A 12026-nucleotide genomic window follows, 5' to 3' on the forward strand; every position below is an offset into this window, starting at 1 on the left:
GCGCCAGCTACGCATTGGTGAAATTGGCGTGGATCGCGCGGTGGCAGATGGGGTGGAGGGGCACGGTTTCGAGCCCCTTCTTCGCCTTGGGCACGGTGTGATGCCATTGCAGCCGCCGCGCGATCGGGCGCGCGCACAGCCAGCAGGCGAGCGGGCCGTCCTCCCCGCTAGTCGAGGCCGTAATAGACATCCTTGCCGACCCCGCCATATGCGTCGCCGGCCAGCACAGCGACCGAGACTACCTCCCCCGTACATTGCCGGTCGGCCAGATTCTCGTCTCCGCGCACGACCCATACCCCGTCGGTAAATTCGGGCTTGTTGCCATCTTCATCGAAGCCTGTGCGAATGGTGCGGCTGTAAACGATGTAACGCACGTCGCCATTGGCGAACTGGATTTGCGATTCGCCGCCACCCGAATAGGCCGTATTGGCGAACCGCCCGCCATCGAGCACGAGCTCCACCTTCTTAGCGGTGCCGAAGCGATACTGCGCGGTCTTCCGGCCCTGCGCATTGTTGACGCCGCACACCGCGATCTTCTTGGTACCGGCGGTGCAGGAGAACAATTCCTGCTCATCCTGCGCACAGGCGACAGACGTGACTTCAGTCGCAGAGGCCTTTCCAGCGCTCGATGCCGAGTCATCCGGCGTTGCTACCGGTTCGACCGCGCCTTCCTCGGACGCAGGGCTGACCGGCTCATCCTTTGCCGCCTGGGCCGCACCCTGCCCGCAGCCTGCGACGAGCAGGGCAGCTAGCGTCCCAAGCACTGCCCCCCTCATTTCGTCTCCGCCGCCTTCTTGCGCTTCATCGTGTCGTGGAAGCGATCGGCCCAGCCGGGTTTCACGTTCTGGTCCGCGCGCACGAGGCGCAGTTCGCCATCGCCGACATCGCGCGTCACCGTGCTGCCCGCCCCAATGATCGCGTCGGCACCGATGCGGACGGGGGCGACCAGCGCGCTGTTCGATCCGATGAAGGCGCGCGGGCCGATGGTGGTCTTGTACTTGAAATAGCCATCGTAATTGCAGGTGATTGTGCCCGCGCCGATATTCGCGCCCGCGCCGACCTCCGCATCGCCGAGATAGCTCAGATGGTTCGCCTTGGCCCCTTCGCCCAGCGTCGCCTTCTTCACCTCCACGAAATTGCCCACCTTGGCATTTCGCTCCAGCACCGCGCCGGGGCGCAGGCGGGCATAGGGGCCGACCTCGCAGCCCTCGCCCACGCGCGCGCCCTCCAGATGGCTGAAGGCCCGGATCCGCGCGCCGTCGGCGACGGAGACACCCGGTCCGAAGACAACGTTCGGCTCCACCGTCACATCGCGGCCCAGCATGGTGTCGTAGCTGAAGAAGACCGTCTCGGGCGCGCGCAGGGTGGCGCCTTCGGCCATCCAGTGCTCGCGCTGCTCCGCCTGCCATTGCGCCTCCGCGCGGGCGAGCTCGGCGCGGCTGTTGATGCCCTGCACCTCCGCCTCGTCCGTTTCGACCAGCGCGCTGACCCGGCCATCCTTTTGAGCGACCATCACGATGTCGGGCAGGTAGTATTCACCCGCGGCATTGTCGTTGGTCACGCGGGCCAGCAGGCCGAACAGATCTTCGCTGCGCACCGCCATCATGCCCGAATTGCACAGGTCGAGCTGACGCTCGGCGGCATCGGCGTCCTTGAACTCCACCATCTTGCCGATGGTGCGCTCGTCCTCGCTGACGATGCGCCCGTAGGCGCCCGGATCGGCCGCGCGGAAGGCCAGAACGACACAGGGCGGCGCATCTTCCTCGTGCAGGCGCGCGACCATGCGCCGCATGGTGTCGGCGGTGACGAAGGGCACATCGCCATAGAGGATCAGCACGTCGCCCTCGAAGCCCGCCAGCGCGCTCTCGGCCTGCTGCACCGCGTGCCCGGTGCCCAGTTGCGGTTCCTGGTGCGCGATGGTGGCGCGATCGCCCAGTTGGGTCTCGATCTGCTCGCGCCCGTGGCCGGTGACGACGACCGTATGTTGCGGTGCCAGTTCGGCCACCGAAGCCAGCAGATGCTCCAGCATCGGCCGCCCCGCGATGGGATGCAGCACCTTGTGCAGGTCGGATTTCATGCGCGTACCCTTGCCCGCGGCAAGGACGATCGCGGCGAAGGCGCGTTGCGTAACCATGTCCCGCGCAATGCCAGCATTCGCTTGCGGTTTGAAGAACCATCCGTCACCCCGCGCCACCATGAGTGAAATTACTTCGAACATCCCCTTCGATATCGTCGGCTTCGACCTCGACGGTACGCTGCTCGACACCCATCGCGACCTGGGCGAAGCGGTGAACCACGCGCTGCGCGAAGGCGGCTATCGCGCCGTGCCCGTCGAGGAGATCGAGGGGCTGATCGGCGGCGGGGCCAAGCGGATGCTGGCCCGCGCGATCGAGCGGCAGGGCGGCGACATGGCGCGCGAGGCGTTCCGCCCGCTCTACAAGAGCCTGCTTGCCTATTACGAGGCGCACAATACGGTCCACACCCGGCCCTATCCGGGCGTGGAGGCCGTGCTGGACGATCTGGCCGCGCGCGGCATCGCGATGGCGGTCGTGACCAACAAGTTCGAAGGTTTCGCTACGAACATCCTCACGACGCTCGGCCTTGCCGACCGGTTCGAAACGATCATCGGCGGCGACAGTCTCGGGCGCGACGAGGACGGGAATTACCGCGCCAAGCCCATGCCCGATCCGCTGGTCGAGGCACGGCGGCGCTGCGGCGGCGGGCGCTTCGCCTTCGTCGGCGATTCTAGCTACGATGTCGGCGCGGCGCGCGCGGCGGGCGTGCCCGTGATCGTCGCCGGGTACGGCTATTGCGATCGCGCGCCTGCCGAACTCGGCGGCGACGCGGTGGTGGAACGATTCGCCGATATTCCTGCGGCATTGGCGCGGCTGGGCGGCTAAACCCTCCGCCTGCCGTTACGGCACGGCGACACGGCCCACGCCCGGTTGCGCCCAGTCTCGGAACCTGCCACTCCGCGCCCACGTTTTACGTGCACGTAAACTTCAACGGGAGACATCAGGCATGAGCATCGATTTCAAGGACAAGGTCGCCATCGTCACCGGCGCGGGCGGCGGGCTCGGCAAGCAATATGCGCTCGAGCTGGCGCGGCGCGGCGCGAAGGTCGTGGTCAACGATCTGGGCGGATCGCGCGACGGCACCGGCCATTCGGACATGGCGCTGGAAGTCGTCGAGGAGATCGAGAAGGCGGGTGGCACCGCAGTTTCGAACGGCGCTTCGGTGACCGAATACGACCAGATGGAAAAGATGATCGCCGATGCGAAGCAGCAATGGGGCGGCGTCCATATCCTGATCAACAATGCCGGCGTCCTGCGCGACAAGAGCTTCGCCAAGATGAGCCCGGAGGATTTCGAGTTCGTGGTGAAGGTCCACCTGCTCGGCAGCGCCTATGCGACCAAGGCCGCGTGGGAAACCTTCCGTGAGCAGTCCTATGGCCGCGTGCTGATGACCGCGTCCTCCACCGGCCTGTTCGGCAATTTCGGCCAGGCAAATTACGGCGCGGCCAAGCTCGGCCTCGCGGGGCTGACCAAGACGCTTCATCTCGAAGGCGCGAAGTACAACATCAAGGTCAACACGCTCAGCCCCGTGGCGGGCACGCGTATGACCGAGGACCTGTTCCCGGAACAGGCGTTCGAACTGTTCGCGCCGGAGAACGTGGTTCCCGCCGCGCTGTTCCTGGTCAGCGAGGATGCGCCCAGCAACGCCATCGTCGGCGCGGGCGCAGGCGGCTATCACAGCGCGTGGACCGTGATGAACGAACCCGTGTGGCTGCCCGAGGGCGAGCGCTCGGTCGAGGATTTCGCCAGGCACTGGGACAAGATCAGCGAATTCAGCAATCTGAAGGCCCCGGAATCGGGCGCCGAGCAGTCGGGCCAGATCCTCGCCGCGATGCAGAAGGTGACGGGCCAGGGCCCCTCCTCCGCACGAGGCTGAGCCGAGCTGTATTGACCAAATAATACACTCGCGGTAAGTCCGTCCCTGAATTTTCAGGGGACCGGGCATGTATAGCGAGGAAGATATCAATTCGGCGGTCGCCGCGGGGGCATTGACTCCCGAGGCGGCCGCTTCTTTTCGGGCGCATATGACGCAGGTGCGCGAAATGCCGCGCGGCGACGAAGAGAACTTCCGCCTGATCAACAGCTTCAACGACATCTTCGTTGCCATCGGCGCGATCATCATGCTGCTCGCGGCAAGCGCGATCGGGCAGCAGATTGCGGGGATCTTCGCCCCCGTCCCGACATATCCGGGCATGACCGGGCAGGACCTCAGCGAGGCGCAGTGGAACGCGTGGCAGGCCGCGCAGGGCCTGCGCACCGCGATGAACCTGATATTCGGCGGTATCCTGGTCGCCGCGACGGCATGGGGCCTGGCCGAGTTCTTCACCCGGAGGCGGCGTATGGCGCTCCCCAGCATCATCCTGTTGCTGGCCTATGTATGCGCCGTATTCGCGACTTTCCTGGGCATAGGCCTAGCGTTGGGCGGCGAACCGCAAACGGGCGAGGCGGGCGGCATTATTGCCAGCGTCGCCGGGCTCTTCGCAGCGGGAGCCGCCTGGGTCCACTGGCGCCGTTTCATGGTGCCGATCACGGTCGCTGCCGGAGCAGGCGCGATCGCCGTTACCGTCCTTTCGTTCGTCTTCACCCTTCTCGATGCTGCCGGAATGGATCGGCCATTCGATGCGGTTCTGTGGTTCATCTTCGCCGCCGGTCTGGCGATATTCGCCTTCGCGATGCGCTGGGACATGAGCGATCCGGCGCGCACCACGCGGCGCAGCGACGTCGCCTTCTGGCTCCACCTGCTCGCCGCCCCGATGCTGGCCCATCCGCTGTTCTATTCGCTCGGCGTGATGGACGGGGGCGATGCGGTCGGCGTAGGCGGCGCGCTGGGCGTGATCGCGGTCTACATACTGTTCGGCGTGGTCGCTCTGGCGGTCGACCGGCGCGCGCTGCTGGTCTCCGCCCTCGCCTACGTGCTGGCGGCGCTGACCTTCCTGTTCGACCGGTTCGGGGCGGTGGAGCTGAACTTCGCGCTGACCGCGTTGATCATCGGATCGGCGCTGCTGACGCTCTCCGCCTTCTGGACGCCGATCCGCGGCAAGGTGGTGCGGATGCTGCCGACCGAATGGCGCGACCGCCTGCCGGAGATCGGCGCGCTGCCCGCGACGGCCTCCGCCTGATCGCAGCGACTGGCGCACCGGCCACCCGCCGGGGCGTCAGTCGTCGATCGCCTTCACCAGCTTGCGCTCCATCGGGGCGAGGACCCCGGCGAGCTCGTGCCCGCGCTTCAGTATCTGGCCGTGCTCGCCGAACAGCGTCCACATGCCCTGCCGGTTGCGCAAGGCGGGGCGCTTCTCCACCCGCGCCTGCGGGCGCTCGGCGGTCCGCCGGAACGCGGCGAAGGCGGCGTAATCCTTCGTGAAATCCATCGCGTAGTCGCGCCACTCGCCCGCCGCGACCATGCGCCCGTAAAGGTCCAGGATACGCATCAGCTCGTCGCGGTCGAAGCCGACCTGGCTGGGCTTGCGACCGGGAAAGGCGACCACGGTGCCACCGGGAACGCTGGCCATCAGCGCCCGGCCCCGCTGCGCCGATCATCGGTCGGGTCGTCGCCCCGCGCCGCTTCGCTCTGGGCGCGCAGCCGGGCAATCTCGCCCTCCAGCGTGCGCAATTGCACCTCCAGTCCTTCGAGCCGGCGGCGACCGTTGCTGCTCGCCAGTTCCTCGCAGGGCTCGTCGCACGGGGTGCCGTAGGGGATGAACTCGCGCAGCCATTCTTCCGCCGGGACCAGCGTGGAGCGCGCCTTCATCCCGATCATCGTCGCACCGGCGGGCACATCGTCGGTGACCACCGCATTCGCACCGATGCGCGCGCGTTCGCCGACCACGATCGGGCCGATGACCTGCGCGCCCGAACCGATGATCACGTTGTCTTCTATCGTCGGGTGACGCTTGCCACCAATCCCGTTCGCCGGGTTGGTGCCGCCCAGCGTGACGCATTGATAGATCGTGACGTTGTCGCCGATCACCGCGGTTTCCCCGACCACGGTAAAGCCATGGTCGATGAAGAAATGACGCCCGATCTTCGCGCCCGGATGGATGTCGATCCCGGTCAGCACGCGCGAAAAATGGTTCACGAAGCGCGCGCAGAAATACATTCGCGCTTCGAACAGCCAGTGCGCGACGCGGTGAAGACCGAGCGCGAGCACACCGGGATAGAGCAGGATTTCCCACCGCGAACGCGGCGCCGGGTCCCGTTTCTGGATCGAGTCCAGATAATCGACGAGGCCTTTGAACATCATCCTCTCGAATCTACCCCTCAAGCGGGGGTCAAAGCAAGCGCGCCTGTTCCGGCCCCTGCACCGCGTCCAGCGCATCGCGCCAGATGCCGAGCGTCGCGGGGGCCTTGCGCTCCAGTGTCAGCCGGTCGATCGTTTCGACCAGCCGCTCGATTCCGGCGAAATCGCGCGCCGTGCGCGGTACGAGGTAGGTAATCGCCCCATCCCCCAGCGCAAGGCCCAGCCGCGCGGCATGGCTTTCGATCAGCGCCCCCACCATCGCATCGTCGGGCGGGCCGATCCGCAGGTGCAACGCCGCACCCAGGCGCGAAGCGAGGTCGGGCAGCGCGATGTCCCACCCCTCTCTATCCGCGACCAGCAGCAGCGGCTCGCCGCTTTCCTGCGCGCGATTCCAGCGGTGGAACAGCTCCGTTTCGTCGAGCGAGGCGGCGCGGTCGATCGCCGTACCCTTGCCCGACGCGGCGAACCAGCGCGCGAACAGCGATTTGCCGGACCGCGGCGGGCCGAACAGAATGGCCGTGCCGAACGGCCAGCGCCCAGGATTCGCCAGCGCTTCGGCCACATGGGCATTCGCCTCCCCCAGCACGATGCTGGCCGGATCGGTCGGGAGACCGCGAGACAGGGGAAGCGCGATTTGCGACATGCGCCGCTCGCCTAGCGCCGGATCGAAAGCGCGCTGCCGCCCTGCGTCACGGAGAAGCCGCGCCCGGCCAGCGCCTGTGCCAGATCGTTCAGCGATCCGGCGTAGGTTACGCGCATCACGGAGGTTCCGCCGATCGCGAGCGAACTCGTCGCGGCCGAACGCACGCCTGGCGTCGCATTGACCGCCGAGAGGGTGGCATCGACCGCGCCCGCATCGGGGGTGGCGAACTGGACGACATAGGTCGCCACGGTCGCGCTCTGGGTGGGGGGCAGCGTGATGGTAGGCTGATCGTCCGTCTCTGCCGCCTGCTGCGCCGCGCGGGCCGCCGCATCCGCCGCCCGGCGTTGCGCCTGCGCGGCCTCGCCCCGGTCGATCAATTGCCGGACCGCCGGGTCCATCTGGCCTCCGCCGCTGGCGAGCGTCGGATCGGGCGTCAGCCGACCGTCGGCCAGGGCGCTTTCGAAGATCTTGTCCATCCGCAGCACCGCGCGATCGAGCATCGCCGGCAGCTCGCGCGGATTGCCCGCATCCATCGTGAAGCTGGCGAGATAGGTGCTGTCGGGGCCGTAGCGCGCCGTAAACGTGCCTTTCACCGGGCCACCGGGATAGGCGTAGTCGAGCCGCGCGATGGCGACGATGACGTCGCTCGCCCCGAACTGGTCGAGGATATTGCGCCACCAGGTACGGCTGCGCCGCCCGCTCTGCCCGTAAGTGACGAGCAGCGAATCGGCACCCGAGCCCGCCGGGCGGACATAGTCCACGCGGCTCGATCCGGGCTGGTACTCCGCCCAGGCGCGCTGCCATTCGTTGCGCCGTTCATAGACCGTCTCGGTCCCGCCGGTGAAGGTCACCGGGATCAGCAGCATCGGTGCGGAGCGGGCCGCGCGGCCCGCCGCGCCGAGATAGCTGCCCGCCCGCTGCCGGTCGAAGATGACGCCCAGGCGCGCCTTGTACCGGCGATCGCCGATCTGCTCGTCCTCGATGACGATCGCGGAAACGATACCCTGCAACTGGCTGTCGCTGAGGTTCGGACCCTCCAGCTTGGCCCATGCCTTGCGGGCCGCCTGATGCCACCCCTCCAGCCGGGCCTCCTCCGCATTCTTCGCGGTGACGTCGACATCTATGCCCGACACGTCGATATCGTTGCTGGCCATGACCGGCGGAATTCCGCGGTCGCCATCGACCTGCGCACGCGCCCACAGCACGCCGAGCGCGACGAACGCGGCGATGGCGACGATCAGGAGCGCCGGGCGCATGGCGGGGGAGCGGAAAACGGGCATGGGGGATAATCGCCCGCCTTTTGCCGAAAGCCCCGTGCGATTCCAAGCGCGAATGCGTAAGGCACGCAGCATGAACGAAGACGAGCGGCGCTATACCTACGAACAGGCCGGGGTTTCGATCGCGGCCGGCAACCGCCTGGTGAAGGCGATCGGTCCCCTGGTGAAGGCGACGATGCGGCCCGGCGCGGATGGCGAAATCGGCGGTTTCGGTGGTTTCTTCGACCCCAAGGCGGCGGGCTATAAAGACCCGCTGCTGGTCGCCGGGAACGACGGGGTCGGCACCAAGCTGAAGCTGGCGATCGAGACCGGGCGGCACGATCATGTCGGGATCGACCTGGTCGCGATGTGCGTCAACGATCTGATCGTGCAGGGGGCGGAGCCTCTGTTCTTCCTCGACTATTTCGCCACCGGCAAGCTGGAGACCGGCATCGCGGAGCGCGTCATCGCCGGGATCGCCGAAGGATGCCGGATGGCGGGCTGCGCCCTGATTGGTGGCGAGACCGCGGAAATGCCGGGCATGTATGCCGAAGGGGACTACGACCTCGCCGGGTTCTGCGTCGGCGCGGTAGAGCGCGGCGAGCAGTTGACGGGGGAGCGGGTGGCACCGGGGCATGTCCTGCTGGGCCTCGCGAGTTCGGGCGTGCATTCGAACGGCTTCTCGCTCGTCCGACGGCTGGCTGCGGACAAGGGTTGGCGGCTCGATCGCCCCGCCCTGTTCGATCAGGAGCGGCTGTTGGTCGAAACGCTGCTCGAACCCACGCGAATCTATGTCGAGAGCCTGCTGCCAGTGGTGCGCAGCGGGCTGATCGACGCACTGGCGCATATCACCGGCGGCGGTCTGCTGGAGAATATTCCGCGCGTGCTGCCGGAGGGCGCGCATGCGGTGATCGACGCCGATACATGGTCGCAATCGGGGCTGATGGCGTTCCTGCAGGCGCAAGGCAATATCGAGCCGGGCGAGATGGCGCGGACCTTCAATTGCGGCATCGGCATGGTGCTGGCGGTGACGCCGGAGAATGCCGACACGGTGCGCGAGCGGCTGGAGGAGGCGGGCGAAAGCGTCCACCGGATAGGCGCGATCGAAGCGGGAACGCGCGGCTGCACCGTTCGCGGCAGTGCGGGGACCTGGTCGGGTCGTGCGGACTGGGAAGCAACGCACAGTGCCTGACGCGCCCGCCGCTGCGGCCCCGCCTTCGGTGCATCGACCCGCGCGGCTAGCGGTGCTGATCTCCGGCAGCGGCACCAACATGGCCGCGCTGCTCTACGCCAGCCGCCTGCCGGGCACGCCCTACGAGATCGTGCTGGTCGCCAGCAACAACCCCGATGCGCCGGGCCTCGCGCTGGCCGAGGCGGAGGGAATCGCGACTTTCTCCCTCTCGCACAGGGGCATGGACCGCACGGAACACGATGCGGCAATGGATGCGGCGATCCGCAAGCACGATGCCGATTACGTCGCGCTCGCCGGCTATATGCGCGTGCTGGGGGAAGAGATGGTCGCGTCCTGGCGGGGCCGGATGTTCAACATCCACCCCTCGTTGCTACCGAAATACAAGGGGCTGGATACCCATGCGCGCGCGATTGCGGCGGGCGACAGCGTGGCGGGCGTCTCTGTCCACCTGGTCGACAGCGAGCTCGATGGGGGAGAGGTTTTGGGCCAGATGCAGGTCGCGGTGCTGCCCGAGGACACACCCGATACGCTGGCCCGCCGGGTGCTGTTCGCGGAGCACCAGCTTTATCCGCGCGTGGTCGCCGACTACGTCTCCGGCGGCGCCAACCCGCGGTAGGCAGCAGGCATGCGTGCGAGCGCCCTCCGCAATCAGTGAGTGCGGTGGAATACGTCGGCGTCCGTGTTGCCGGAGGGCGGCGGCGGCGAAGCGGCATCGCGCGGATCGACCATGGTCGTAAAAGCCCCCTGCCGCTGGTGGCGCATCTCTTGAATTTCCGCGACCTTGCCGCCTTCGAAAATCAGCGTCCACAACCCCTCGCCGGCGATTTCGGGCAATTCCGAATGAATTCGCCCGTGCGCCATCACCGCCCCATCGTTCACCAGCAGTTCGTCGAGCTCCAGTCGCCAGTCCGGAACGATCGCCATCAAGCGGCGAAAAGCGCGAATGATGGCTTCGCGCCCTTCGATCACGGCGAACTGGCTGTCGATATGCACCACGTGCGGGGCCAGCAGCGCTTCGAGACTTTCGAATGCGCGCGTATTGAGCGCATTGCGGAAGGATTTCGCGCAGCGCCGGTTGCGGCGTTCCCGCAAGAAGCGGTTGAAAGTTACAGACCCACCCACGCGACCAGTATATCACTGTTCGGTGGAGGGTAACAGTAAGTTATCTCAGCGAATTATTCGCCGTTTCGTAGGCTTTGTCAGCCCACGATTTCGTTATCGTCGAAGAAGAAGGCGATTTCCTTCTGCGCATTCTCGTCCGAGTCGGAACCGTGGACGGTGTTCGCTTCGATCGATTCGGCGAAAGTCTTGCGGATCGTGCCTTCCTCGGCATCGGCGGGGTTGGTCGCGCCCATGATGTCGCGATTGCGCTTCACCGCATCCTCGCCCTCGAGCACCTGCACCACCACCGGGCCGCTGGTCATGAAATCGACCAGTTCGCCGTAGAACGGGCGATCCTTGTGCACTTCGTAGAAGCCCTTCGCCTGGTCTTCGGTCATCTGGATCCGCTTGGACGCGACAACGCGCAGCCCCGCATCCTCCAGCATCTTGGTGACAGCGCCGGTCAGGTTGCGGCGAGTGGCATCGGGCTTGATGATCGAAAATGTGCGGTTGGCCGCCATGGGTAGTATCCTTGCAAGAGATAGTCGTAAAATTGCGCGAGCCCCTAGCCGCGCGGGGCTCTCTCGGCAACCCTTCGGAACGACGCTATCGTTGCAATCCGTCGCTGACGAACAGTTCGGCGCGGGTGAGATCGCCTTCCCGGCGGGCGGACAGGGAGAAGCTGCGCCCCTTCGCCCCCTCTCCGACCAGTGTCTGTCGCCCCTCGTCGCCCAGGCTGTAGGATATGGCGAGGCCCGCCGCTTCGGCCTCCTGCCGGTAGAACCGGGCGAGTTCGGCCGGACTGTCGCCGCTTTCCAATGCGACCAGCGAACCCTTCCGGTCGGCGCGCTTCACATCGGTCGCGTGGACTACACGCGCGTTCGGCACGATGGTGAAGCCGAGCGGGAGACGCGGGGCGACTTGCGGACCGCTGCGCATGGTGGCGCGCCCTTCACTGGTGGGGATCTGGACCTTCACCTCGTCGCTCGCCGGATCGACGCTATGATGGGCCTCGTCGCCGCACGCGGCACACAACAGCGCCGCCAGCCCGGCAATAAGGCTCGCGAACGCGCGTGTGCCGGTCAGGCGATCCTGGCCCATTTCCCCCCATCCTGCCGATAGAAGCTGCGTTCCAACCCGGCTTCCTTGCCCAGCGCGCTCCAGCACCCCCTGGCCGCCTCAACCGTGGTATCGTCGAAGAGCAGGAATGCGCGGGCAAAGCCCGTGGGCGCGCGCCATTTGCCGTCGGCGAAGACGACATGATCCGCGCTGTTGAGTGGCTCGCACTCGCGCGAAATCAGGATCGGCTGGCTTGCCTCGTGTCCCGCCCCGACGATACCATTGGCCAGGAATTCCTCCGGGTGGCTCGTCCACAGCGCATCGGACAGCGCATCGCGCCGACCCTCGTCCTCGTGCACCACCAGCAGACGACTCCCCTCGTGAAGCACGCGCGGCGCGATCAGCGCCACCACCTGCTCCACCGAACTGGCGGAAAGCTGCCAGAAATCGACCTTCATCGCGG

Annotated in this window: 15 protein-coding genes and 1 pseudogene; 5 read left to right on the forward strand and 11 right to left on the reverse strand. The window is 66.8% G+C overall.

Annotated elements, in window-relative coordinates; all coding sequences use genetic code 11:
- Positions 1–7 precede the first annotated feature (7 nt).
- From F7D01_RS15455 to glmU, 3 genes are read right to left on the reverse strand one after another with little or no spacing between them, the layout of a single operon-like run.
- The gene (locus F7D01_RS15455; RefSeq protein WP_371819665.1) at positions 8–190 is read right to left on the reverse strand and encodes a hypothetical protein; all 183 of its coding nucleotides are present in this window, start codon (positions 188–190) and stop codon (positions 8–10) included.
- A complete protein-coding gene (locus tag F7D01_RS02120) occupies positions 168–776 on the reverse strand; it encodes a hypothetical protein (protein ID WP_215228630.1) in 609 nt (202 codons plus the stop codon). Before F7D01_RS02120 ends, F7D01_RS15455 begins: the two co-directional genes overlap by 23 nt.
- Positions 773–2134, reverse strand: a complete 1362-nt coding sequence (glmU, locus tag F7D01_RS02125; protein ID WP_215228631.1) for a bifunctional UDP-N-acetylglucosamine diphosphorylase/glucosamine-1-phosphate N-acetyltransferase GlmU — start codon at positions 2132–2134, stop codon at positions 773–775. Before glmU ends, F7D01_RS02120 begins: the two co-directional genes overlap by 4 nt.
- A 61-nt stretch (positions 2135–2195) precedes the next feature.
- Here glmU and F7D01_RS02130 point away from each other — a divergent pair, with 61 nt between their 5' ends.
- The 3 genes from F7D01_RS02130 (at position 2196) to F7D01_RS02140 (ending at position 5194) form a co-directional block, all read left to right on the forward strand.
- On the forward strand, positions 2196–2900 hold the full coding sequence (locus tag F7D01_RS02130; RefSeq protein WP_215228632.1) for an HAD hydrolase-like protein: 705 nt from the start codon (positions 2196–2198) through the stop codon (positions 2898–2900).
- Between the two features lie 121 nt (positions 2901–3021).
- Positions 3022–3951, forward strand: coding sequence for an SDR family NAD(P)-dependent oxidoreductase (locus F7D01_RS02135; protein ID WP_215228633.1), 930 nt, complete (start codon positions 3022–3024; stop codon positions 3949–3951).
- 67 nt (positions 3952–4018) lie between these two features.
- Positions 4019–5194, forward strand: a complete 1176-nt coding sequence (locus F7D01_RS02140) for an LPXTG cell wall anchor domain-containing protein (protein ID WP_215228634.1) — start codon at positions 4019–4021, stop codon at positions 5192–5194.
- Between the two features lie 36 nt (positions 5195–5230).
- Here F7D01_RS02140 and F7D01_RS02145 read toward each other — a convergent pair whose 3' ends face one another.
- Genes F7D01_RS02145 through F7D01_RS02160 form a run of 4 tightly spaced genes read right to left on the reverse strand, consistent with a single transcriptional unit; the run spans position 5231 to position 8235 of the window.
- A complete protein-coding gene (locus tag F7D01_RS02145) occupies positions 5231–5584 on the reverse strand; it encodes a DUF2794 domain-containing protein (protein ID WP_215228635.1) in 354 nt (117 codons plus the stop codon).
- Positions 5584–6312: a serine O-acetyltransferase EpsC gene (gene epsC / locus F7D01_RS02150; protein ID WP_215229614.1), complete on the reverse strand. Its 729-nt coding sequence runs from the start codon at positions 6310–6312 to the stop codon at positions 5584–5586. Before epsC ends, F7D01_RS02145 begins: the two co-directional genes overlap by 1 nt.
- Before the next feature lie 31 nt (positions 6313–6343).
- Entirely contained in the window at positions 6344–6955 is a 612-nt protein-coding gene (locus tag F7D01_RS02155) for an ATPase (RefSeq protein WP_215228636.1), read from the reverse strand.
- Positions 6956–6966: 11 nt separating this feature from the next.
- Positions 6967–8235, reverse strand: coding sequence for a heavy-metal-associated domain-containing protein (locus F7D01_RS02160; protein ID WP_215228637.1), 1269 nt, complete (start codon positions 8233–8235; stop codon positions 6967–6969).
- Between the two features lie 70 nt (positions 8236–8305).
- Here F7D01_RS02160 and purM point away from each other — a divergent pair, with 70 nt between their 5' ends.
- Both purM and purN read left to right on the forward strand, forming a co-directional pair.
- The gene (gene purM, locus F7D01_RS02165) at positions 8306–9403 is read left to right on the forward strand and encodes a phosphoribosylformylglycinamidine cyclo-ligase (protein WP_215229615.1); all 1098 of its coding nucleotides are present in this window, start codon (positions 8306–8308) and stop codon (positions 9401–9403) included.
- 28 nt (positions 9404–9431) lie between these two features.
- A pseudogene (gene purN / locus F7D01_RS02170) lies at positions 9432–10013 on the forward strand (phosphoribosylglycinamide formyltransferase); the annotation flags it as partial.
- Positions 10014–10051: 38 nt separating this feature from the next.
- Here the strand turns inward: purN and F7D01_RS02175 are convergent.
- From F7D01_RS02175 to F7D01_RS02190, 4 genes are all read right to left on the reverse strand, one after another.
- On the reverse strand, positions 10052–10495 hold the full coding sequence (locus F7D01_RS02175) for a nuclear transport factor 2 family protein (protein ID WP_215228639.1): 444 nt from the start codon (positions 10493–10495) through the stop codon (positions 10052–10054).
- A gap of 107 nt (positions 10496–10602) precedes the next feature.
- Positions 10603–11025 carry a nucleoside-diphosphate kinase gene (gene ndk / locus F7D01_RS02180; RefSeq protein WP_215228640.1) on the reverse strand — a complete coding sequence of 141 codons (423 nt, stop codon included), beginning with the start codon at positions 11023–11025 and terminating at the stop codon, positions 10603–10605.
- Between the two features lie 85 nt (positions 11026–11110).
- On the reverse strand, positions 11111–11605 hold the full coding sequence (locus F7D01_RS02185) for a hypothetical protein (RefSeq protein ID WP_215228641.1): 495 nt from the start codon (positions 11603–11605) through the stop codon (positions 11111–11113).
- Positions 11587–12021 (reverse strand): DNA polymerase III subunit chi, encoded by a 435-nt coding sequence (locus tag F7D01_RS02190; protein ID WP_215228642.1) that lies wholly within the window; start codon positions 12019–12021, stop codon positions 11587–11589. The genes F7D01_RS02185 and F7D01_RS02190 overlap by 19 nt, the downstream gene beginning before the upstream one ends.
- Positions 12022–12026 lie beyond the last annotated feature (5 nt).

This window comes from Erythrobacter sp. 3-20A1M, from assembly GCF_018636735.1.
Lineage (GTDB): Bacteria > Pseudomonadota > Alphaproteobacteria > Sphingomonadales > Sphingomonadaceae > Alteriqipengyuania.